Origin of the sequence: Pseudonocardia ammonioxydans (assembly GCF_900115005.1) — a bacterium.
Classification (GTDB): Bacteria; Actinomycetota; Actinomycetes; order Mycobacteriales; family Pseudonocardiaceae; genus Pseudonocardia; species Pseudonocardia ammonioxydans.
Map to the genome: position 1 here is coordinate 142,180 of NZ_FOUY01000011.1, position 20,553 is coordinate 162,732.

The following is a 20,553-nucleotide window of genomic DNA, read 5'->3' on the forward strand; positions in this document are numbered from 1 at the left end:
GGCTCAGCCGCCGTTCGCCGGGGCGGGTTCGTTCGCCGGGGCAGGTCCGCCTGCCGTGCGCCGCACCCGGCGGACGGGCCCGACCACCCACAGCAGCACGAGCACGACGACGAAGCCGCCCCCGCCGGCCAGCGCCCCGGTGCGGCCGATCGCGAGGTCGAGCACGAGTGTCAGCCCGGCGACGAGGGTGACGGCGAGCGCGGTCAGCCCCAGCTGGGTCAGCCGGTGCGCCCACCGGACCAGCTCGGGTTTGCAGCCGCGCCGGAACACGACCCGGTGCGCGGCGACGGGCGCCACCAGCAGCGCGGAGCTCAGCGCGGCGGCGAGCAGCGTCGTCACGAACATCGCGCGCTGGGCGGGGTCGAGGCGTTCGAACCGTTCGGTGAACGAGGCGGTCAACAGGAACCCGAGCAGGATCTGCACCCCGGTCAGCACCACCCGCAGCTCCTGCAGCAGCTCGAGGAAGTTGCGGTCGGCGCGGCGCAGCGGGGACTCTGCCCGGTGCCGCTCGTTCCAGCCGTCACTGCCGGTGACCAGGCCGTCCGGCCGGGCAGTGGTGGTCGGTGAGGTCGGCATGGGCCGCTCCTTCGGGCTGCGGGCACCGGTCGTCGTCGCCCGGTGCGGGTGGAGGATGCCCGCGGACGCGACGACCATGCGTGGGGCAGGCGTCCGGCCGGCGGGCGTGTGGGCCGGGCCGGGCCGGGTAGCCGCGCCGGGCGAGACGATGACGGGGAGCGCTCATGGTCGAGGTACAGGTACGGGCGGTCGGCATCGACTCCGCGACCGACCGGCCCGTGGTGCTGTTGCAGGAGAGCGGGGACCGGGAACGGATCGTCGTGGTCGCGATCGGGGAACCGGAGGCGGTGGCGCTGGCGTCGGTGCTCGAGGGCGCCGCGGACACCGGGCGCCCCGGTACCCACCAGCTGATCGGCGAGATCCTCGCCGCCTTCGACCGCAGGCTGCGGGTCGTGCGGGTCCGGTCGCTGCGGGACCAGATCTTCCACGCCGAGCTGGAGCTCGACGACGGGACGGTCGTCGACGCCCGTACCAGCGACGCCGTCGTGCTCGCGCTGCACGCGCGGGTCCGGATCGACGTCGCCGACGACGTCATCGACGCGGTGGGCGTCGCCGCCCGCTCGATCACCCTGGACCAGGGCGGGCGGGGAGTGCCCGACGTCGAGGAGTTCCGGCGCTTCCTCGACGACGCCGTCCCGGACGACTTCCGCACGGATCATCCGCGAGGCACCGACGACCCGCGAGGCACCGACGACCCGCGAGGCACCGACGACCCGCGAGGCACCGACGACCCGTGACACACCGTCCCGGCCCGGTCCTGCGGTACGGCGTGTGCGGGTCCCGGCCGGTGGTACGCGGGCGCCCGTGGACACCTCGCTGACCTTCGTCGGGACCGCCACCACGCTGCTGCGGCTGGGCCGGTTCCGGTTGCTCACCGACCCGAACTTCCTGCACCGCGGGCAGCGGGCGGCGCTCGGGTGGGGCCTGTCGTCGCGCCGGCGGACCGATCCGGCGCTGACGATCGACCGGTTGCCCGCCCTCGACGCGGTCCTGCTGTCGCACCTGCACGGTGACCACTTCGACCGCGTCGCCCGGGCCGGGCTGGACCACGGGCTGCCGGTGGTCACCACCACGCACGCCCGGGACCGGCTGCGCCGCTGGGGGTTCGAGGCGGCCACCGGGCTGGCGACCTGGCAGAGCTGGGAGCTGGGCGACCACGCCGAGCGGGTGCGCGTCACCGCGGTGCCCGCCCGGCACGGGCCCCGGGTCCTGCACCGGATGCTGCCGCCGGTGCAGGGCAGCGTCGTGGACCTCGAGCGGGCGGGGCAGCGGGTGCTGCGGCTCTACATCACCGGGGACACGGTCACCGCGCCGGAGCTGGCCGCGATCCGGGACCGGGTGGACGGGATCGACGTCATGGTCGCCCATCTCGGCGGCACCCGGATCGGTGGTGTGTTGCTGACCCTCGACGCCCGCCAGGGCGCCGACCTGGTCGAACTGGTCCGCCCGGGCCGGGTCGTCCCGGTGCACTACGACGACTACGACGTGTTCCGGTCCCCGCTCACGCACTTCCTCGACGAGATGCGCTCCCGCGGCGACGGCGACCGCGTCCGGGTGGTGCAGCGCGGGGAGACGATCGAGCTGCCGCCGTCCACCGGCCGCCAGGTCAGCGGTCTGCCCGGTGCGGGTGACGGGTTTGGGCCCGGTCCGTGGCGGTGACTCCCCACCCATGCCGACGACAACGCAGGATCGCCGGGAAGCGGTCGTCACGGTCCCGGACCTCACCGGGTTCGACCTGCCGCGTGCCCATGACACCGCCCTCGACGGCGGCCTCCTCGCCGTCGAGCACGACTCCTCCGACGGCGCACCGGAGCGGCGGGTGGTCGGCCAGGAACCCCTGCCCGGCGCCGTCGCCCGCTACGGCAGCAGCGTGACCGTGTGGGCCGAGTCGCCGCCGCCGGACTCCGGGGGCGGCGGCGGGTCCGGTGTGACGCCGGTCGGCCCGGGACCCGTGCTGTCCGGTCAGGGCTGAGGGGGTCGGGCGACCGCCCCCAGGACGGCCTCGGCCACCCGCCACAGCTTCGTGTTCGTGGTCTGGGAGCGCTCGCGCAGGTGATCGAAGGCCTGCGCGGCGGTCCAGCCGTACCGCGCCATCAGTGCCCCCTTCGCCTGCTCGATGGCGACGTGGCGCTCGAAGCGGCGCCGCAGGCGCGCGTTCTCGCTGTCCACCTCGCGCAGCAGCGCCGCGGTCGAGAAACCGTCGAGGCCGGTGTCGGCGTCGAGGTCTGCGTCGGGAGGGTCGGCAGGGCCGGCGGGATCCGTGGCAGAGGCCGGGTCGTGGGCGCCGCCCCCGAGCACGGCGGTGACGTTCTCGACGTGCACCAGCAGCCCGACGAGGCGTTCGTCCGGGTCGTGGACGGGGGAGTTCACCGCGACCCACCGGCGCTCCACGAACTCGTCCGACCCCCGCGGGCCCGGCACGTCGTAGCGCTGCAGCCCCATGTGGTCCCGGCGGCCACCGCGCAGCACCCGCAGCAGCGAGGCCCGGAAGCGGGCCACGCCGTCCGCGCCGGGCAGCCCCGGGTTGTCCGGGAAGACATCGAACACGTGACGGCCCTCGACCTCGTCCCGTTCGCGCAGGGTGGCGGTGTACCAGGCCGGGGTGGCCGCCTGGATGCGCAGCTCCCGGTCGAGCACCACGTACGACGACCGCGTCGCGTGGAAGAGGGGGCCCTCGTGGGCCGCGCGCAACGCGCGACCCTCCGATGCTCCGGCTGACATGTCGACCTCCGCCGCCACCGGACGACGGTCGGCGCGGGAGGACGTCATGGCGTCGGGGCCTGGCCGGGGCGCGGTCCGGCAGCGCTGTCTCGTGCACTGACGGTGGAATCCCCGGCCCGGCGGGAAGCCGGACGCGTCGGGGAGACGCTGGGCCGCTCGATTGGACCCCGTGGCGCCGACCGGGCAGGCCCGGGCGCTCGGGAAGAACGGTAGGACAAGACGATCAACCGGGCAACGGCGGGTACCGGCTCGCCGGGCCGGTCGCCTGTGCGATGACACTTCGCCCGCGGGGCGAGAACGTTTCGCCCGCGGGGCCCCGGGAAGCCGAGGGCATGACACCACCGCTGCCGACCCGCTCCACGTCGCTCTGGCTCGGTGCCGACCCCGGGACCGCGTATCCGCGCCTGGAGCAGGACCTCGACGTCGACGTCACCGTGGTCGGGGCCGGTATCACGGGGCTGTCCACGGCGGTGATGCTGAAGCGGGCCGGGTGTTCGGTGGCCGTGCTGGAGGCCCGGCACCTCGCCGCCGCCACCTCCGGCCGCACCACCGCGAAGATCTCACTGCTGCAGGGCACCCGGGCGTCGTCCGTCGAGCGTTCGGCGGGGCCCGACGCCGTGGCCGACCACCTCGCCGCCCACCGGGCCGGGATGGACTGGCTGCTCGACCGGGCCGCCGGCGTGGACTGCGACCTGCAACGCCGCCCGGCGATCACCTACAGCACCGGGGCGCGGGACGGGTCGGCCGCGCGCACGGTGCGCCGGGAACGCGGGCTGCTCACCGCGGCGGGCCTGCCCGTGGTGGCCGGTACCGACGTGGGGTTGCCGTTCGCGGTGACCGAGGCCGTCACCCTTCCCGACCAGGCCCAGTTCGACCCGCTGCCGTACCTGCGCGACCTGGCCGCCGAGGTCGACGGTGACGGCAGCGCGGTGCACGAGGACACCCGGGTGCGGTCGGTGTCCTGGCGGGCCCCGCACGAGGTGCGGACCCCGCACGGCCGGGTGCGCTCGCGCTGGGTGGTCCTCGCGACCGGGCTGCCGGTGCTCGAACGCGGACTGCACTCCACCCGGATGGAGCCGTCGCGGTCGTACTCGCTGGCCCTGCGCTGCGGGACCGACCTGCCGGCCGGGATGTACCTCGGTGCCGACGCACCGACCCGCTCCGTCCGCGACGCGGTCCACGACGGCGAGCAGGTGCTGCTGGTGGGCGGGCACGGGCACCGTGTCGGCACGTCCGCGCCCATGCTCGAGCACGAGCAGGCCCTGGCGGGCTGGGCGGCCCGGCACTGGCCGATCGAGGAGATCACCCACCGCTGGTCGGCGCAGGATTATCAGACCGAGGACGGGCTGCCGTTCCTCGGCCCGATCAGCCCGGTGTCGCCCCGGGTACTCGTCGGGTTCGGCTTCGCCAAATGGGGGATGACCGGCGGCACCGCGGCCGCGATCGCCCTGTGCGACCGCGTTCTGGGTCGCTCGACCCCGTGGGCGGAGCGGATGCGTGCGGACCGCCTGCCGCGGCCACGGGCGCTCCCGACGCTGGCCATGGCGAACGGGCAGGTCGCCCGCTACCTGGCGACCGGGTGGGCCCGCCCGGACCTGGCCGGTGGCGAACCCGCCGAGGGGCGGGGCGTCGTGCAGACGACCCGGCGCGGCAAGGTCGCGCGCTGCCGGGTCGGCGGGCGGCTGCACGAGCGCAGCGCCGTGTGTCCGCACCTGGGCGGGATCGTGCAGTGGAACGACGCCGAGCTCAGCTGGGACTGCCCGCTGCACGCCTCCCGCTTCGCGCCGGACGGCACCGTGCTGGAGGGCCCGTCCACCGAACCCCTCGGCGACCCGCCCGGGCTCGCCGCCGTCGTGCGCCCCCGGCACTGAACCGGGCGTCGGCCCGGCCGTGGAAGGAGACAGGATGCGATCCGATGCGGCCGCTCCCGGCGGAGGAGCGCGAACCCCGGCCGAGGTCCCCGCGCGTGGCTGGCGGGAGATCGTGGTCCGGGCGTGGCGCGAGAGCACCGCGGACAACGTCGGGATGCTCGCCGGTGGCGTGGCGTTCTTCGCCTTCCTCGCCCTGTTCCCCGCGCTCATCGCCCTGCTCACGGTGTACGGCCTCGCGGTCAGCCCGGAACAGGCGCGCGCCCAGGTGACGGAGCTGGCGATGATCCTGCCGGCCGAGGCCCAGCCGTTGATCACCGACCAGCTCGCCACGATCACCCACGGCGGGTCGTCCGGGATCGCCCTCGTCGTGGCCCTGCTGGCCGCGCTGTGGAGCGCGTCGAGCGGTACCCAGAACCTGATGAACGCGGTCAACGTGGCCTACGACGAGACCGAGACCCGCAACGTTCTCCGGCTCCGTGGCACTGCGCTCGCGCTGACCCTCGGAGCGGTCGTGTTCGTGGTCGTCACCGTGGCCCTGGTCGCGGTGACGCCGATCCTGCTCGACGGGCTACCGCTGGTCGGCCGGCTGCTCGCACAGGTGGTGCGGTGGGCGTTGCTGCTCGGGCTCGTGACGGTCGCGCTGGCGTTCGTCTACCGGTTCGCGCCGTCCCGCGACGCCCCCCGGTTCCGGTGGGTGAGCCCGGGGGCCGTGGTCGCCACCGTGGTGTGGCTGCTCGGCAGCGTCGCGTTCAGCCTCTACATGGACAACTTCGGCAACTACAACGCGACCTACGGGACCCTGGCGGGGGTGGTGGTGCTGATGCTGTGGCTCTACCTGACCGCCTACATCGTGCTGCTGGGAGCGGAGATCAACGCCGAGGCCGAGCTGCAGACCGCGCGTGACACCACCAGCGGCCCGGCCGAGCCGATCGGGTCCCGCGGCGCGGTCAAGGCCGACGCCACACCGGAGGAACACCCCCACCGGACGACGTAGCGTCGGACCCGGCGCCGGAGCGGGATCAGCGCCGGAACAGCAGGATGCCGTAGCGGTGCGTGGGGTCGGTCCACTCGGCCTCCACGCGGAGCCCGTGCGACTCGACGTCGCGGCAGAACCGCTCCGGGTCGAACTTGGCCGAGAACCCGACGTTGATGCTCTCCCCGCGGCGCAGCTCCAGCTCCAGGTCGAGGCCGGGCAGCGCGATGCGCTGGTCCCGGCGGGCCCACAGCCGCCCGTCGACGACCTCGGCGCCGGCGTCGTAGTAGGCCACCGCCCGGTAGTCGTCGAGATCCAGCTGCCCACCGAAGCGGCGGGCCAGGTGCGCGAGGTGGTTGAGCCGGAACTCGGCGAACGCCGAGTGGCCGGGCGGGTCGTTGTAGCAGGTCTCGAACACCTCGGCGGATTTCAGGAAGTCGGCCGAGACCGCGAACGCGTCACCCGGGCGCAGCGTCGCCGCGATCCGGGCGAGCAGCGCGTCGCGCTCGGCAGCGGTCGTGTTCCCGATGTTGGCGCCGAGGAACAGCACCGCCAGCGGCGGCCCGCCGTCGTCGCGCAGCCGGTCGAGCCCGGCCTCGTAGCGCCCGCACAACCCGGACACGGCCAGTCCGGGCACGTCGGAGAGCCGATCGGCGGAGTGCTCCAGCATCTCCCGGCTGACGTCGACCGGCAGGTACGTCGTGGGCCGGTCGCGGGCGCAGGCCTCCAGCAGCAGCCGGGTCTTCTTGGCGCTGCCCGAGCCGAGCTCGGCGACCCGGGGGGTGTCCAGCCGCGCGGCGATGTCGCCGCTGTGGCGGCGCAGCAGCTCCCATTCGACGCGCGTGAGGTAGTACGTCGGCAGCTCGGTGATCTGCTCGAACAGCTCCGAGCCGCGGGCGTCGTAGCCGAACCACGGCGGGATGCGGGGCAGCTCCTCGGTGAGGCACTCGCGCAGCGGTGCGGTGTCGTCGAAGAATCCGGACTCGAGCTCGACCGGGTGCACGCTCACCGACCCGGCCCGTCCGGCAGCGGCGTGCGCAGGCTGGTGCGGCCGGCGGCCCACGCGTCGAGCATCGCCGTCCCGAGCCGGTCACCGAGGAATCCGGCGGCCCGGATCCCGAACACGATGTCGGCGGCCAGGGCGGGCTCCTCGGCGAGCAGCGGGTCCAGGACACCGCGCCGCAGGATCTGCTCGTGCACCGCGTCCGCCTCGACGTGCTCGTCGTAGAACCGGATCGCCGCGGGCCCGCACCCGAGCCGGCGCATGCCGCGCACCAGCCGCTCCGAGCCGGGCGACGACGTCAGCTCGACGAGCGCGAACTGGCCGACGAGCGCGCCGCGCAGGCTCCGGCGCAGCCCGCACAGCGACATGAAGTTCACCTCGGCGAGGGTGGCGCCGGGGACGGCGTCGACGTGGTGGCCGTAGCCGTCGGGCAGCCCGAGCTCGCGCATCATGTCGGCGAACAGGGTCGCGTGCAGCCGTGCGGGGTCGCCGGCGCCGTACTCGTCGTGCTCGACGCTGACCAGCCCGGCCTTGGCCGCCCGCGGCAGCCGGGGGATGACCCACGCCTGTGGGTCGGCCTCCTTGAGGTGATAGATCGAGCGGTGCGCGACGTACTCGCGCAGCTGCCAGAGCTCGCCCCGGCGGTGCAGGTGGTGTGAGACGCCGGTCTCCGCGCCCGGTCCGACCGGCTCGACCAGGAGCTCGTCGACCGCCGCGGTGACGTCGTCGTCCGGCGGGACGTCGGCGCGCAGTGCGGCCAGGAACCGCTCCTCCAGCGCGCCGCGCAGGGCGAGAAGCTGCAGGTCCCACTCCCGGTCGTCGGGGACGCCGGCGAAGCCGCGATAGTGCAGCTCGTAGCAGCAGTGCAGGGCGAGCTGCAGGTCGTCGCCGTACGGGTCGGCGGCCGCTGCGTCGGGGCGCTGCGGGGGTTCCTCGCCGCGCAGCACGGCGAGCACGGCCGCCGACAGCGGCCCGCGCGGCTCCGGTAGCGGGGCCAGACCGGTGTGGACGGTCGGCGCGGGGCTCGACACTGCGGGGCTCGACACGGTGGTCACGAGTGGTTCTCCTCCCTGACCCGGGTGCGGTGGCTGGTGTCGCAGAACGGTGGACGCCGGGTCCGCCGGCACGTGCACAGCGCGGTGACGGCACGCTCGGAGCGGAGCCGGCGACCGTCGGGCAGCTCGACCTCCACGGGGCCGTGGACCAGCACCGGGCCGTCGTCGGTCAGTGTCACGCGGGTGGGGGTGCCGGGGGCGGGCGTGCCGTGGGCGGGATCAGCAGGCACGGGTCGCCTCGACCACCACGAGCTCCTCGTCGGTCGTGCCCCGCTCGACCATCCCGCGGGCCTCGTGCAGCGCCGAGCGGGCACGCATCACCGGGCCCAGCGGGATCCGCAGGCGCTCGACGACCCGGCCGGTCAGGCCGCGACCGGCGAGCCGCTCCAGGGTGCGGTCCACGTCGGACACCGCACTGTGCACCATGAGCAACGCCCCGTCCGGCTCCAGGTGATCGGCGGCGCCGTCGCAGATGCGGTCGATCAACCGGCGCCCGTCGCGGCCGCCGTCCCAGCTGCGGGCGCTGCGGTGGCGCGGCAGCCGGTCGGAGGGGGAGGGCACGTACGGCGGATTCGCGGTGATCAACCCGAACCGGCGGCCGGGCACGGCGGCGAACAGGTCGCCGCGGTGCACCGCCAGCCCGGCGCGGTGCAGCCGGCCGTTGAGCCGGGCCGCGCACGTCGCACGCCGCGACAGGTCGACCGCGCTGACCGACCGGGCCCCGCTGCGCGCGGCGGCCAGCGCCACGGTGCCGGTCCCGGTGCAGAGATCGAGCACGTCGCGCGCGGGTGCCCGGCCGGACCGCGCGACGGCGCGGCCGAGCAGCTCCGAGTCGGACTGCGGCCGGTAGACACCGGGCGGGCAGAGCAGCAGCGCCGCCATGTCAGGACGCCGCCGCGGCGGTCGTGGGCCGGTGCACGGCGCGGGCGCCGGACGCCCGGCGGGACATGGGGGCAGGTGTCTTCATCACCGAGAACCTCTCGTCGTACGGCACGGCTGACGATCACCGGGTACCCACCGGCACGCCGTTCATCCGTACCGCGTGAGCCGCTGGGGTGTGAGTGTCGCCCGGTGGAGCCCCGGCCGGAAGGAACGCGTCCCGGCGCGACGGTTCCGGGATTCGACCGGCGCCGGCCGGGTAGGAGGGTGCCGCCGCCGGAGTGGTGGTGACCCGATCGACCCGGGAGGTCGACAGTGTTCCGACACACCAAGCTGCTGCAGTGCGAGGCCAAGCCGGACGGGCCGGACGCGGTCCTGGCCCGCAAGATCCAGGAACTCATCGGCGGAGCGTGGGGCGAGATGACGGTCGCGACCCAGTACCTGTTCCAGGGCTGGAACTGCCGCATCGAGGGCAAGTACAAGGACCTGATCATGGACACGGCCACCGAGGAGATCGGCCACGTCGAGATGCTGGCGACGATGGTCGCCCGTCTGCTCGAGAACGCGCCGGCGACCGAGGTCGCCCACGGGGTCACCGATCCGGCGGTGGCCGCGGCGGTGGGCGGCATGGACGTGCAGCAGGCCATCGTCGCCGGTGGCGGCGCGACCCCGCGCGACTCCAACGGCGTCCCCTGGAGCGGTGGGTACATCGTCGCGTCCGGGAACCTGCTGGCCGACTTCCGCACCAACGTGGCGGCCGAGGCCCAGGGCCGGCTGCAGACCGCGCGGATCTTCAACATGACCGACGACCCCGGTGTGCGCGAGATGCTGAAGTTCAACCTCGCCCGCGACACGGTCCACCAGAAGCAGTGGCTCAAGGCCATCGAGGAGCTGCAGGCCGACGGCATCGAGGACGACATCGCCCCGGACGCCCTGCTCGACGTGGAGGACCAGGTCCACAACAACACGATCTGGCAGCTCTCCGACGGCGGCTCGGGTCCGAGCGGTGGCTGGAGCACGGGCGAGGACGCGATCGAGTACCTCACCGACCCGGAACCGCTCGGCGGGCCCGCGACCGCGCCGAAGCCGGACCCGAAGCTCTACGGCAGCTACGCCGCCGTCGAGAACGCCAAGGGCACCGTGAAGGGCAAGGCCCAGCAGGCGGGCGAGCGGCTCGGGTGACCGTGCTCCCTGCCGGTTGCGTGGGCCGGCAGGGGACACATCGCCGGCACGGGCCGGGAGTCAGCCGTCGGTACCGGACGGTGCCCCTGAGCTTCCGAGCTCGCGGTGGGCGGGTCGCCAGGGTCTCGGCGATGTCGGACAGCTTGACATTGAGGTCCTGCGAGGTGCGGCGCAGGATGTCGAACGCCGCACCGGCGTCGATGTTGCGGCCGGCCGTCAGGATGCCTTTGGCCTGCCCGATGACGTCGCGGCTGTCGACCGCGCGCCGCAGGTTGGTCTCCATCATCTGCGCGCTCGTGCCGGCGCCGGGGCACGCAGGCCGCTGTCGGATCGTACGCTGGGCCGGGACGGCGCAGCCTCTGTACCGTTCCCACGATGACCTTCGACCGGGACCCGACGTGGCCGCCGGCCGGACCCACACCTTCGAGGACCTCACGGGTGCCTGCGACGACCGCGAGACGGAGCTGCGCGGAGTCCGACCGGGTCCGTGGCCGGGAACTCGTCCGAGGGAGGCACCTGACGGTGGGGAGCAGGACGGGACGCGACCGCACGACGTACCGGGGCGCCCGGTACACCCGCAGCTGGTTCACGCTGCTCGCCGGGATGCCCCTGGTGTTCGGCATCTACGTGTCGATTCTGGACGGCACGTCGGGCTGGCTCCTGCTCGCGCCGCTGACCGTGGTGATCATCGGGGCGCTGTGGCTGATCCCGCTGGCCGTCGTCTCGGACGAGGGCATCCGGCTCGTCCTGCGGGGGACGGTCGTGCCCTGGTCCCGGGTGACCGCCGTGCTCGACCCCCGGCCCGGTGACGAGGTGGTGCGGCTCGAGCTGGTCGACGGGCGCGTCGTCCGGGTGCCCGGCGTGCCGCCCGCCGCAGTGCCCGCGCTCCGGGCGCGGCACACCGGTAGGTCCTGACCGTTCCCGCATCGGCGCGCCTCGTCGGGGTACCCGGCCGGCATGGACATCCGGGACGGCGTGGTCGTGGTCACGGGTGCCTCGAGCGGCATCGGGCGGGAGACTGCGCTGGCCCTGGCCCACGCGGGAGCGCACCCGGTCCTGCTGGCCCGCCGCCGGGGCGCCCTGGATGAGGTCGCCGAGCGGTGCCGCCGGCACGGCGCGCGGCCGGTGGTCGCGCCGGCGGACGTCACCGACGGGGAGGCCGTGCAGCAGGTCGCCGACACCGCGCTGCAGCGCCACGGCCGGCTCGACGGCTGGGTCAACGCGGCATCGGTGATGGAGTTCGGCACCGTCCTCGACGTCCCGCCGGAGGATGTGCGGCGGGTGCTGGACGTCAACCTGATGGGCGCGGTCCACGGCTGCCGGGCCGCGCTGCCACCGATGATCGCCGAGGGGCGCGGGGCGGTCGTCAACGTGTCGTCGATCCTCGGGGTGATCGCGCTGCCGTTCGGCGCGGGGTACACGATGACCAAGTTCGGGCTGCGTGGCCTCGGGGTCTCACTGCGTCAGGAGCTGCGGCTGAACGAGGTCACCGGTGTCGGGGTCTCCACCGTGCTGCCGGCGGCGGTGGACACCCCGATCTGGTCCGCGGCGGGCAACCGCACCGCCCGCACGCCGCACCCACCGCCTCCGGTGGCCGATCCCGGCGACGTCGCGCAGGCGGTGCTGGAACGCCTGCGCGTCCCGCGCCGGGAAACGGTGGTGGGCGCGCTCCCGGCGCGGGCACTCGTGTACGCGCACGCGTTCCTGCCCGAGGTGGTCGAGCGGGTGTTCGCCACCGTGTTCGACATGATCGGGCTCCGCGGAGACGGCCCGGCCCGGCCGGGCGCCGGCAACCTGTTCGCGCCGGTGCACGCGGTCGATCAGGAGGCCTCCTGTTCGCGGGCATCCCTCTCGAGGGCTTCGATGCGGTGTCGTTCGCGGAAGCCGTAGGTGGCGTGGCGGATGGTGGTGTCGTCCTCGAGGCCGGAACCGACCGCCCCGGCGACCATGCCCATCACGGTCGCCATCAGGGCGGAATCGAGGTAGTCGCCGAACCCGCTCGGATGGCCCAGGTTCGTGGCGAGGTAGTCCGGCGTGATGAACAGCAGGCAGGCCAGCAGGACGCCGGCGAACAGGGTGGTGAAGAACATCACGGCGCCCATCGCGACCGTGAGCAGCGTGCTGGCATTGCGCAGCGTGGTCGGCACGTCGTCACGGCGGGTCGGCGTGACGCGAGGCTGCCACAGCCCGTGGTTGGCGACGAGCCAGACGACATAGATCGCGATCGCGGCGATGCACGCCAGCGCGATCCGCCAGCCCGACAGCGAGTCGGCCAGCATCCAGATGCTGGAGTAGAGCACTCCGAACGCGGAGCCGGCCAGGGACCCACCCAGCGCGGCCGACAGACCCCATGCCAGCTGCCAGGGCCGATTCGCGCGGGTCATGCCGAGCAGCAGCCGGAGTCTCCCGACCCGGTGCCCGAGCGCGATCTTGCCACTGACGTCGGGGTCGATAGGGTCGAGCACGCGCAGGGTGCGGGCACGGTGCAGGTGCGGGTCGTCGCGCAACGGCGTGCGGGTCCCGTCCGGGGCCACGACATCCACGGCCAGGTGCACGGCGAGGGTCGCCACGAGCCGGCGGGTGCGGCGCACCACGTCGAGGCCGCCGAGCGCCGGCAGCGACACCACCGCGGTGCTGTCGTCGGCACCGACCTCGGCCACCACCACGCCGTGGGCATCCTGCAACGGTGCGTCGGTCAGGCAGATGGCCAGGTCCCAGTCCGTGGTCCGGACCCGTTCGCGGGCCCGGTCGAGCAGGCGTTCGTAGGTCGAGCGCGCCTCGAACGCGTCGCGCACGACCTCGATCCGCCAGCGCACCGCGACGTCGGCCACCTGTGCGGTCAGCCGGGCTTCCAGACTGTCGTGCAACCGGTCGGCGACCATCGACGGAAGGTCCGGATCGGCGAGGAGACCGACCACGACCTCGCGGCCCTCGGCGGACACGGTCTCGCCCGATGATGCGGCAGCTGTGCTCACGACGTGGGCCACTGCAGGGTCGGCCGCTGGGCCGGGCCCGTGCACTGGCGGGACAGTGACGGCGTCCGGTGATCTCTCACCCCGATGCTCCGCCGATGCGCGCCTCCGGCACCGCAGTCGGAGAACCCGGACACGGATGCACGTTCGCCGCGCTCGAGCGTGACGGTCTCTTCGGTCTCGGCCATCCTGTGCAGCTACCCGCACCTGCGGCGGCCCATACCTGCACGCTAGGTGTCGGCTGCGACGGCGCCCCCGGGTGTGTCGCCCTGACCATCGTGGTGCAGACCGCGGTCCTCGGCGACGACGCGGGCCACGTCGACCAGCTTCATGTTGGTGTCCTGCGAGGCGCGGACCAACATGCGGAACCCCGCGTCGGCGTCGACACCGAAGCGTTCCATGAGGATGCCCTTCGCCTGGCCGATCAGGTCGCGACTGTCGACCGCGTGCTGCAGGTGCGCAGCCCGGTCGGTGCCGTAGAGGACCAGTGCCGCCTGCACGGCCGAGATCCCCGCGAGGGTGCGTGCGGTGTCGTCGAAGACCGCCGGTGTGTGCGAGTACAGGGTCATCCCGACGCGGCGGCCCCGGCCCAGCGACAGCTCGGTCGAGAGCAGTGATCGGTAGCCGAGTTCGACGGCGCGCGCGGTGAACTGCGGCCAGCGGCCGGTGTCGGGTGGCCGGGCCAGGTCCTGGGCGACGAGGACCCCGTCAGCGGGGGGTTCCTCGACCGCGCTGAAGCACGGGCCCTCGTGCAACCGGGCCTGCAGGTCGTTGAGCGTCCGGACGTCGTCACTGGTGATCGCCCGCGAGGTGATCGAGTTGCGCCGGGTGATGGAGATGCCGCCGACGTCGACTCCCGGAACGGTCTCGACGGCGGCGGTCAGGACCTGCCGCAGGCCCTGGTGGGAACCGTCGGCGGGTCGATCCGCCATGAAGTCGTGGGCCGCGGTCCGGAGCCCGGCGACCAACCGATCGTGGGGGGACACCATCGATCTCGGGCTCCCTTCGACAGACGGCCGAGGCGGATGCGGCCGCCGAGGAGTCGAACCGGGCACCGATCGCGCCACCGAGCGTACGGACGAACTCGTCTCCGTGCCGGGCGTGACGAGCCTCGATGAGCCGGCGGCCCGCCGGGACGAGCGGGCGTGCGTGAACGGTGGACGCCCGTCCCTCGACAAGTCGTTCTCCCCGGCGCTGCAGCGCGGGTTCGCCGGCCACACCGGTGCCGTCGTCGAGATCGACGCCGGCCACGGGCCCATGCTCACCAGGCCGGCCGAGCTGGCGGACGCCAACGCCCGGGCTGCGACGTCGTAGCGCGGTCGAGCGCCGTCGTCCTCCCGACGACCATCCGGGGTTCACTGGAGTGGCACGCTCCACGCCCGGTCACTCCAGGAGGCCGGCGAGCTGACGGTGATCGGTGATGACGTGGTCGGGGGCGCAGACGCATGCACACCCGACGGTGACGGCGTCGTCGTCCGGGGTGTAGAGCACCGTCCGCAGCCCGGCTCGGCGGGCACCGTGGATGTCGCGGAAGTGATCGTTGCCGATGTAGACGGCGTGTTCGGGGGCCACCCGGAGGGCGTCGAGGGCGGTGCTGAACAGACGCCGGTCCGGTTTGCGGAAGCCGTGCTCGCCGGAGACCACGACGGAGTCGAAGTAGTCGAGCAGGCCCAGCTCGGCGAGCTCCGGGCGGGCATAGGGAACCTGACCGTCGGTGACGATGCCGAGCCGGTGGCGGGTGCGTAGCTCGCCGAGGACCGTGCGTACGTGCGGCTGCCGGCGCAGGCGACGACGGGCGAGGCTGCGGTGCAGCTCGGTGAGGAACCGTGGCAGCTGCTCGTGCCGCTCGGCGGGGAGTGTGCGGGCGCAGGCGCTCGTGTGGCGTTCGATGATGGTGCGCCAGACGGCGACGGCGTCGAACTCGGGGTAGGCCTCCGGCACGCGGTCGCGTAGCTCGTCGAGGGTGTCGAAGTAGACCGTCCGCAGCCGGCGCCGGGGCAGGTCGATGCCGGAGTAGGCGAGTACGTGGCTGATGACGCGGTAGATGCGGTCGCGGTGCTCGTCGGTGTGGATGTCCACCAGGGTGCCGTTGACGTCGAACAGGACGGCTCGAACGGTCACGTGGCCTCCCCCCGGGTCAGGGCGTGCGCAGCAGCTGCTTGGCGTGGTCGACCAGCCTGGCGGCGTGCTCGCCGTGGATGTAGCTGTTGCGGGCGACCCGCAGCAGCGTGCACGCCATGTAGTAGGGCATCCGGGTGGTGAGCTCCGCGCACATCGCCTCCTCGTCCGGGAAGTGACGGCAGTAGGACCGCAGGAAGTGCCCGATGCACGCCGCCCGGTCACGTTCGTCGGTGTCGTGCAGGTCGGCTGCGTCGGGGGAGTCGTCGGCGTCCTGGAGGAACGCGTGCCGGAGCTCGCCGGCGATCCGTCCGACGTCGAACAGCCGGTCGCCGCGACGGCACCGTTCCAGGTCGATCGCGGCGACATCGAGCCCCTCGCCGAACAGGAAGTTCGCCGGTGTCGCGTCGCCGTGCAGCCACACCTGCCGGTCCTGCCACATCCGCGGCCGCACGCGCCAGAGGTCACGCAGCCAGGACAGCTCGTCGACGTCCCACTGCCCGATCCGGCCGGTGTCGCGCACCGTCCCCACCAACACGTCCAGGTAGGCACAGTCGACGTCGAAGTTCACCGGCTCCTCGGTCGCCGTGCGGATGTGCTGGGTGGCCAGGAAGAAGGCCAGCGCTTCCAGCCGCCGGAGCAGATGCGGTACGTCGCGGTGCTCGCGGGCCCGGTCGATGACCTCGCTGAGCCGTTCGCCGTCGTAGTACTCCAGGGCCAGGACGCAGTTGAGGGCCGGCTCGACGCCGTAGGGGCACACGACGTGGTGCGGTGAGCCGCACAACCCCGCCTCGCGCAGGCCGTGCAGCGCCTGCTGTTCGCGCCGGGCCGCCCGGACCGCGAGTTCGACGTCGCCGCCGTAACGGGTGCCGAAGAACTTGCAGACGATCCGGGCGCCCGACGCGCGACCCTCGTAGGCGTAGATCTCGTTCGTCCCTGGCAGCCCGAACACCGAGAAGCCGTCCGGCTCGCGCGCTCCGAGGCGGCCGACCGCGACGTCACCGAGTAGCCGCTGCAGGGGGTCTCCTGCAGCGAGCTCCCCCAGGTACCGTCCGACGATCATCGGTGGCCCGGCGCCAGGGACGACGTCCGTCACGCCGGGGCGTCAGCTGCCGAGGCTGCCGGCGAGCCGGTCGCGCATGCGGTCGATCATGCCTACACCGGGGCCGGCCAGCTTGTGGAACACCTCCGAGTTGGGGGCGTCGGGGTGCGGGCGGGTCGGGGCGATCTTCTTGGCCGTGTCGACCTGATCGCGCATCTTCTGCAGGGTCTCCGGGTCGACGTGCGCGCGCAGCCGGGGGAACTGCTCGTTCTCCTCCTCCTGGGCGTGGTGGCGCAGGGCGTCAATCATCCGGCTCACCAGGGTGTCGAACCGGCTGTCGCCGGGGTCGGTCTTCTCGAGTTCCTTCATCACCCGTTCGAGCTGGGCGTGCTCGTCGGCGTCGTGGTCGACGATCTCGCCACCGTCGTCGAACTGGTCGCGCATGACGGGGTAGACATACATCTCCTCGGCCACCGAGTGACGGACGACCTCACCGATGACGGTGTCGACCGTGTTCCGGCGTTCCGGCATCGGCAGCGTGCCGTCGGTGACCCGGGCGAGGGTCTCCAGTGCTTCGTGATGGTCCCTGGTCAGCTCGTCGACGACGTCGCCGGCGGTTCCGGTCGGTGCGTGTGCCACGGTTCAGCTCCTCGTCACGTGTTCGGGATGCCCGCCGTACCCGTGCCGGGTGGAGGGCAAACCGCGCTGCACGGCCCCGCGGTGCCGACAGCCGTGCTGGAGATCGTGCCGAGCCCGGTTCGTTTTCCGGCTGCTGAGCGCGGGTAGGCCCGGAGCCCGGGATCGTCCACGACCGAGAAACTGGGAGGAGACGACAGTGGCCGACGAGCGGACCGAGAACAAGACCGAGGAACTCAAGGGCAAGGCGAAGGAGACCGTCGGCGAGGTCACCGGCGACGAGGAACTCGAGACCCAGGGCAAGGGCGACCAGGTCAAGGGCAACCTCAAGCAGGCCGGAGAGAAGATCAAGGACGCCTTCGGGAAGAACCGCTGAGCCGTGGCCGGTCCGGGTAGGAGTCGGGCGTGGCCGGACTCCTCCCGGATCGCTGCGCGGCAACGAGTTCGAGCGCGTCGTACGCCGCGGATGCAGCGGTGAGGGGCGTCGGGCGAGGACACCGAGGGAGTTCCATGCCGACCGCGGTCGCGGTGATCACCCGCAACGTGCGCGTGCACGACAACCCGGTGTTGACGGCCGCGCTCGCCGCCGCCGATCGGGTCGTGCCGCTGTTCGTCCTGGACGAGCGCATCACCTCGTCGGCCTACAACGCGCCGAACCGGGCGCGGTTCCTCGCCGACGCCCTGGGCGACCTGCACGAGTCGCTGCGCGAGCGCGGCGGCGGACTCGTGGTGCGCCGCGGACGGTGGGTCGAGGAGGTCGCACGGGTCGCCGAGGAGACCGACGCCGTCGAGGTCCACGTGGCCTCCGACGTCAGCGGGCTCACCCGTACCCGCCTGGAGCAGCTGCGACGCGACCTCGGCCGGCGGTCGCTCGTGGTGCACGAGTCGGTGGTCACCGTCGTCGAACCCGGGGTGGTCACCCCGAACGGCCGGGACCACTTCGCGGTGTTCACGCCGTACCACCGGCAGTGGGCGGAGCGACCGCTGCGCGCGGTCCACGACGCCCCGCAGCGGCTGACGCTGCCCCGGATCCGCGCCGGTGAGCTGCCCGACGGCGCCGAGATCTGCCGGGGCGCCACCTCGCCCGAGCTCGCACCGGGCGGTGAGACCGAGGGGCGGCGCCGGATGAAGCGCTGGCTGAACGACGGGATCGCCGGCTACGCCGACCGCCAGGACGAGCTCGCCGCGGACGACACGTCCCGGCTCTCGCCGTACCTGCACTTCGGGTGCCTGTCCCCGGTCGAGCTGGTACAGCGTGCGACGCGGGACGACTCGCCCGGAGCCCGGGCCTTCGTCCGCCAGGTCGCCTGGCGCGACTTCCACCACCAGGTGCTCGCCGCCCGCCCGGACGCGGCCCGGCACGACTACCGGTCCCGTGGGGACCGCTGGCGCCACGACGACCAGGCCTTCGACGCGTGGAAGGAGGGCTGCACCGGCTACCCGATCGTCGACGCCGGGATGCGCCAGCTCGCCCGCGAGGGCTGGATGCACAACCGCGCGCGGTTGATCGTGGGCAGCTTCCTGACCAAGACCCTGTACGTGGACTGGCGCCTCGGCGCGCAGCACTTCCTGGACCTCCTCGTAGACGGCGACCTCGCGAACAACCAGATGAACTGGCAGTGGGTCGCCGGGACCGGTACCGACACCCGGCCGAACCGGGTGCTGAACCCGTTGCGCCAGGCCGCGCGTCTGGATCCGCAGGGCGCCTACGTCCGGCGGTACGTGCCCGAACTGGCCGGGCTCGCCGTGCCCGAGGTCCACGAGCCGTGGCGCCTCGACCCGCAACAGCGCCGAGCGATCGACTACCCGGAGCGCCTCGTCGATCTCTCCGAGGCCGCCGAGCGGTTCCGCGCCGCCCGCGGCCGGTGAGCGGCGCGGCCGTCGGTCGGCGATCACCCGGTCGACACCCGTCATGACCGGCGTTAGCGTCACGGAAATGTCGGTGCCTGAACCCGAGCGCCTCGCGGACGTGTTCGCCACCATCGCGCGGGAGCTGGACTCCGCTGCCGATCCCGAGACGACCCGGCTCGTGATCACCCGCCGTGCGGTCGAGCAGGTCCCCGGCTGCGACCACGCCGGCGTCTCCCTGGTCCGCCGCAACGGCACGGTCACCACGGTGGCTGCCACCGACGAGGTCGCCGACCGCATCCACGTGATCCAGAACGAGCTCGGCGAGGGCCCCTGCCTGAGTGCGATCACCGACCACGCCGTCTATCAGATCGACGACCTGCGCCGGGATGAGCGCTGGCCCCGTTTCGCCGCCCGGGTCGGTGAGGAGTTCCCGGTCGCCAGCATGCTCTCGTTCCGGCTGTTCACCTCCGAGGACACGACGGGGGCGCTGGACCTCTACGCCACCCGGCCGAACGCTTTCGATGCGCACTCGCGCGCCATCGGCACGATCCTGGCCGCGCACGCCGCGATCGCCATGGCCTCGGCCCGCTCGCGCGAGCACGGCGAGAACCTGGAGGCCGCGCTGGAGAACAGCCGCCGGATCGGGATCGCGATCGGCATCCTGATGCGTGGGGAGAACCTGTCCCAGAACCGGGCGTTCGAGTTCCTCGTCGACGTCTCGCAGCGGCTCAACCGCAAGCTCCGCGACGTGGCCGGCGTGATCGTCGAGGCCGGCGGGATCCCTGGCGACCTGGCGGGCCGGCCATGACCGGCGGGGGAGCCGCAGCACCCGTCGACCCGTCGAACCGGAGGCAGGCGGACAGCTGGGACGGCCCCGGCGGGGACTTCTGGACCGCGAACGCGGACCGGTTCGACGAGGGCGTCGCCGCCTACCGCGCCCCGTTCCGGGCCGCCGCGGCGATCGGGGAGACCGCGCACGTGCTCGACGTCGGGTGCGGGACGGGGCAGACGACCCGCGACGCCGCCCGTGCGGCGTCGTCGGGGAGCGCGCTGGGGGTGGACCTCTCGGCCGGAATGGTCGAGCTCGCCCGTCGCCGGGCGGAGTTCGAGGGCGTCCCGAACGTGTCGTTCGAGCAGGCCGACGCCCAGGTCCACCGTTTCCCCGACGGCGCTGCCGACATCGCCATCAGCCGGCACGGTGCGATGTTCTTCGGCGACCCGGTCGCGGCGTTCACCAACATCGGACGGGCCCTGCGGCCGGACGGGCGCCTGGTGCTGCTGACCTGGCAACCCTTCGACCAGCAGGAATGGCTGAGCAGCTTCGTCACGGTGCTCGCCGACGGGGGCCCGGTGCCCGTGCCGCCGTCGGACGCGCCCAGCCCGTTCGCGCTCAGCGACCCCGGGCGGGTCCGGGGAATCCTGGACGCCGCCGGCTTCACCGACGTGCAGCTCGACGGGGTACGTGAGTCGATGTACATCGGCCCGGACACCGAGGACGCGCTGCGCTTCGTCGCCGGCCAGCAGGCGGGGATGCTCGACGAGCTGGGCCCCGGCCGCCGCGCCCGCGCCCTCGAGGCACTGCGTGCCGACCTCGACCGGCACCGGGGTGACCGGGGTGTCGTCTACGACTCGGCGGCCTGGCTGGTCCGGGCGCGCCGGCGGTGAGCCGAGTCG

The 20,553-nt window shown here is 73.4% G+C and carries 24 protein-coding genes and 1 pseudogene; 13 read left to right on the forward strand and 12 right to left on the reverse strand.

All coding sequences use genetic code 11. The features are described from left to right. Positions 1-3 precede the first annotated feature (3 nt). Complete coding sequence (locus BM093_RS13130) at positions 4-576, reverse strand: DUF6328 family protein (protein ID WP_093342379.1); 573 nt, start codon at positions 574-576, stop codon at positions 4-6. Positions 577-740: 164 nt separating this feature from the next. On the opposite strand from BM093_RS13130, the gene BM093_RS13135 reads away from it, so the two are divergent. The 3 genes from BM093_RS13135 (at position 741) to BM093_RS13145 (ending at position 2,548) form a co-directional block, all read left to right on the forward strand. Beyond that, complete coding sequence (locus tag BM093_RS13135; protein ID WP_093342219.1) at positions 741-1,313, forward strand: bifunctional nuclease family protein; 573 nt, start codon at positions 741-743, stop codon at positions 1,311-1,313. Between the two features lie 67 nt (positions 1,314-1,380). Then, complete coding sequence (locus tag BM093_RS13140) at positions 1,381-2,235, forward strand: MBL fold metallo-hydrolase (RefSeq protein ID WP_093342381.1); 855 nt, start codon at positions 1,381-1,383, stop codon at positions 2,233-2,235. A 10-nt stretch (positions 2,236-2,245) separates the two neighbouring features. Then, positions 2,246-2,548: a PASTA domain-containing protein gene (locus BM093_RS13145; protein ID WP_093342222.1), complete on the forward strand. Its 303-nt coding sequence runs from the start codon at positions 2,246-2,248 to the stop codon at positions 2,546-2,548. Here the strand turns inward: BM093_RS13145 and BM093_RS37230 are convergent. Then, positions 2,539-3,297 carry an ANTAR domain-containing response regulator gene (locus BM093_RS37230; RefSeq protein ID WP_177238447.1) on the reverse strand — a complete coding sequence of 253 codons (759 nt, stop codon included), beginning with the start codon at positions 3,295-3,297 and terminating at the stop codon, positions 2,539-2,541. The genes BM093_RS13145 and BM093_RS37230 overlap by 10 nt on opposite strands. A 332-nt stretch (positions 3,298-3,629) precedes the next feature. Here BM093_RS37230 and BM093_RS13155 point away from each other — a divergent pair, with 332 nt between their 5' ends. Together BM093_RS13155 and BM093_RS13160 are read left to right on the forward strand one after the other, a co-directional pair. After that, a complete protein-coding gene (locus BM093_RS13155) occupies positions 3,630-5,168 on the forward strand; it encodes an FAD-dependent oxidoreductase (RefSeq protein ID WP_177238448.1) in 1,539 nt (512 codons plus the stop codon). 34 nt (positions 5,169-5,202) lie between these two features. Next, complete coding sequence (locus tag BM093_RS13160) at positions 5,203-6,162, forward strand: YihY/virulence factor BrkB family protein (protein ID WP_093342227.1); 960 nt, start codon at positions 5,203-5,205, stop codon at positions 6,160-6,162. A 25-nt stretch (positions 6,163-6,187) separates the two neighbouring features. Here the strand turns inward: BM093_RS13160 and BM093_RS13165 are convergent, their stop codons facing one another. The 4 genes from BM093_RS13165 to BM093_RS13180 are packed head-to-tail and all read right to left on the reverse strand — an operon-like array spanning position 6,188 to position 9,081. Further along, the gene (locus tag BM093_RS13165; protein ID WP_093342383.1) at positions 6,188-7,150 is read right to left on the reverse strand and encodes an L-histidine N(alpha)-methyltransferase; all 963 of its coding nucleotides are present in this window, start codon (positions 7,148-7,150) and stop codon (positions 6,188-6,190) included. Beyond that, on the reverse strand, positions 7,147-8,199 hold the full coding sequence (locus BM093_RS13170; RefSeq protein WP_425439149.1) for an iron-containing redox enzyme family protein: 1,053 nt from the start codon (positions 8,197-8,199) through the stop codon (positions 7,147-7,149). The genes BM093_RS13165 and BM093_RS13170 overlap by 4 nt, the downstream gene beginning before the upstream one ends. Continuing rightward, positions 8,196-8,378: a CDGSH iron-sulfur domain-containing protein gene (locus tag BM093_RS13175; RefSeq protein WP_218162754.1), complete on the reverse strand. Its 183-nt coding sequence runs from the start codon at positions 8,376-8,378 to the stop codon at positions 8,196-8,198. The genes BM093_RS13170 and BM093_RS13175 overlap by 4 nt, the downstream gene beginning before the upstream one ends. Before the next feature lie 40 nt (positions 8,379-8,418). After that, entirely contained in the window at positions 8,419-9,081 is a 663-nt protein-coding gene (locus BM093_RS13180; protein ID WP_093342233.1) for a HemK2/MTQ2 family protein methyltransferase, read from the reverse strand. A 312-nt stretch (positions 9,082-9,393) separates the two neighbouring features. Between BM093_RS13180 and BM093_RS13185 the strand changes: the two genes are divergently transcribed. Next, complete coding sequence (locus tag BM093_RS13185; RefSeq protein ID WP_093342236.1) at positions 9,394-10,260, forward strand: manganese catalase; 867 nt, start codon at positions 9,394-9,396, stop codon at positions 10,258-10,260. A 109-nt stretch (positions 10,261-10,369) separates the two neighbouring features. Here the strand turns inward: BM093_RS13185 and BM093_RS13190 are convergent. Continuing rightward, a pseudogene (locus BM093_RS13190) lies at positions 10,370-10,534 on the reverse strand (ANTAR domain-containing protein); the annotation flags it as partial. Between the two features lie 248 nt (positions 10,535-10,782). Here BM093_RS13190 and BM093_RS13195 point away from each other — a divergent pair. Beyond that, positions 10,783-11,175, forward strand: a complete 393-nt coding sequence (locus BM093_RS13195; RefSeq protein ID WP_093342239.1) for a hypothetical protein — start codon at positions 10,783-10,785, stop codon at positions 11,173-11,175. Between the two features lie 42 nt (positions 11,176-11,217). Continuing rightward, the gene (locus BM093_RS13200; RefSeq protein ID WP_093342241.1) at positions 11,218-12,150 is read left to right on the forward strand and encodes an SDR family NAD(P)-dependent oxidoreductase; all 933 of its coding nucleotides are present in this window, start codon (positions 11,218-11,220) and stop codon (positions 12,148-12,150) included. On the opposite strand, the gene BM093_RS13205 is transcribed toward BM093_RS13200, so the two are convergent. Then, positions 12,081-13,235 (reverse strand): hypothetical protein, encoded by a 1,155-nt coding sequence (locus BM093_RS13205; RefSeq protein WP_143105366.1) that lies wholly within the window; start codon positions 13,233-13,235, stop codon positions 12,081-12,083. The two genes, BM093_RS13200 and BM093_RS13205, sit on opposite strands and share 70 nt — an antisense overlap. Before the next feature lie 227 nt (positions 13,236-13,462). Next, positions 13,463-14,221, reverse strand: a complete 759-nt coding sequence (locus tag BM093_RS13210) for an ANTAR domain-containing protein (RefSeq protein ID WP_177238449.1) — start codon at positions 14,219-14,221, stop codon at positions 13,463-13,465. A 112-nt stretch (positions 14,222-14,333) separates the two neighbouring features. Between BM093_RS13210 and BM093_RS35910 the strand changes: the two genes are divergently transcribed. Next, positions 14,334-14,546 (forward strand): hypothetical protein, encoded by a 213-nt coding sequence (locus BM093_RS35910; protein ID WP_177238450.1) that lies wholly within the window; start codon positions 14,334-14,336, stop codon positions 14,544-14,546. 69 nt (positions 14,547-14,615) lie between these two features. Here the strand turns inward: BM093_RS35910 and BM093_RS13215 are convergent, their stop codons facing one another. The 3 genes from BM093_RS13215 to BM093_RS13225 are packed head-to-tail and all read right to left on the reverse strand — an operon-like array spanning position 14,616 to position 17,031. Further along, positions 14,616-15,353 carry an HAD family hydrolase gene (locus BM093_RS13215; protein ID WP_093342251.1) on the reverse strand — a complete coding sequence of 246 codons (738 nt, stop codon included), beginning with the start codon at positions 15,351-15,353 and terminating at the stop codon, positions 14,616-14,618. Positions 15,354-15,369: 16 nt separating this feature from the next. Then, positions 15,370-16,413 (reverse strand): phosphotransferase, encoded by a 1,044-nt coding sequence (locus BM093_RS13220; protein WP_093342254.1) that lies wholly within the window; start codon positions 16,411-16,413, stop codon positions 15,370-15,372. A 42-nt stretch (positions 16,414-16,455) separates the two neighbouring features. Then, positions 16,456-17,031, reverse strand: coding sequence for a hemerythrin domain-containing protein (locus BM093_RS13225; RefSeq protein WP_093342256.1), 576 nt, complete (start codon positions 17,029-17,031; stop codon positions 16,456-16,458). A gap of 196 nt (positions 17,032-17,227) precedes the next feature. Between BM093_RS13225 and BM093_RS13230 the strand changes: the two genes are divergently transcribed. The 4 genes from BM093_RS13230 (at position 17,228) to BM093_RS13245 (ending at position 20,544) form a co-directional block, all read left to right on the forward strand. Further along, positions 17,228-17,404 carry a CsbD family protein gene (locus BM093_RS13230; RefSeq protein WP_093342259.1) on the forward strand — a complete coding sequence of 59 codons (177 nt, stop codon included), beginning with the start codon at positions 17,228-17,230 and terminating at the stop codon, positions 17,402-17,404. A 134-nt stretch (positions 17,405-17,538) separates the two neighbouring features. Beyond that, the gene (locus BM093_RS13235; protein ID WP_093342262.1) at positions 17,539-18,897 is read left to right on the forward strand and encodes a cryptochrome/photolyase family protein; all 1,359 of its coding nucleotides are present in this window, start codon (positions 17,539-17,541) and stop codon (positions 18,895-18,897) included. Between the two features lie 67 nt (positions 18,898-18,964). After that, a complete protein-coding gene (locus BM093_RS13240) occupies positions 18,965-19,687 on the forward strand; it encodes a GAF and ANTAR domain-containing protein (protein ID WP_177238451.1) in 723 nt (240 codons plus the stop codon). Continuing rightward, entirely contained in the window at positions 19,684-20,544 is an 861-nt protein-coding gene (locus tag BM093_RS13245; RefSeq protein ID WP_093342270.1) for a class I SAM-dependent methyltransferase, read from the forward strand. The genes BM093_RS13240 and BM093_RS13245 overlap by 4 nt, the downstream gene beginning before the upstream one ends. Positions 20,545-20,553 lie beyond the last annotated feature (9 nt).

Excerpts from the sequence above, each read along its gene's own strand:
- BM093_RS13130 (WP_093342379.1), bottom strand. The coding sequence starts at position 576 with ATGCCGACCTCACCGACCACCACTGCCCGGCCGGACGGCCTGGTCACC.
- BM093_RS13135 (WP_093342219.1), top strand. The coding sequence starts at position 741 with ATGGTCGAGGTACAGGTACGGGCGGTCGGCATCGACTCCGCGACCGAC.
- BM093_RS13145 (WP_093342222.1), top strand. The coding sequence starts at position 2,246 with ATGCCGACGACAACGCAGGATCGCCGGGAAGCGGTCGTCACGGTCCCG.
- BM093_RS37230 (WP_177238447.1), bottom strand. The coding sequence starts at position 3,297 with ATGTCAGCCGGAGCATCGGAGGGTCGCGCGTTGCGCGCGGCCCACGAG.
- BM093_RS13155 (WP_177238448.1), top strand. The coding sequence starts at position 3,630 with ATGACACCACCGCTGCCGACCCGCTCCACGTCGCTCTGGCTCGGTGCC.
- BM093_RS13160 (WP_093342227.1), top strand. The coding sequence starts at position 5,203 with ATGCGATCCGATGCGGCCGCTCCCGGCGGAGGAGCGCGAACCCCGGCC.
- BM093_RS13180 (WP_093342233.1), bottom strand. The coding sequence starts at position 9,081 with ATGGCGGCGCTGCTGCTCTGCCCGCCCGGTGTCTACCGGCCGCAGTCC.
- BM093_RS13200 (WP_093342241.1), top strand. The coding sequence starts at position 11,218 with ATGGACATCCGGGACGGCGTGGTCGTGGTCACGGGTGCCTCGAGCGGC.
- BM093_RS13210 (WP_177238449.1), bottom strand. The coding sequence starts at position 14,221 with ATGGTGTCCCCCCACGATCGGTTGGTCGCCGGGCTCCGGACCGCGGCC.
- BM093_RS13220 (WP_093342254.1), bottom strand. The coding sequence starts at position 16,413 with ATGATCGTCGGACGGTACCTGGGGGAGCTCGCTGCAGGAGACCCCCTG.
- BM093_RS13235 (WP_093342262.1), top strand. The coding sequence starts at position 17,539 with ATGCCGACCGCGGTCGCGGTGATCACCCGCAACGTGCGCGTGCACGAC.
- BM093_RS13240 (WP_177238451.1), top strand. The coding sequence starts at position 18,965 with ATGTCGGTGCCTGAACCCGAGCGCCTCGCGGACGTGTTCGCCACCATC.
- BM093_RS13245 (WP_093342270.1), top strand. The coding sequence starts at position 19,684 with ATGACCGGCGGGGGAGCCGCAGCACCCGTCGACCCGTCGAACCGGAGG.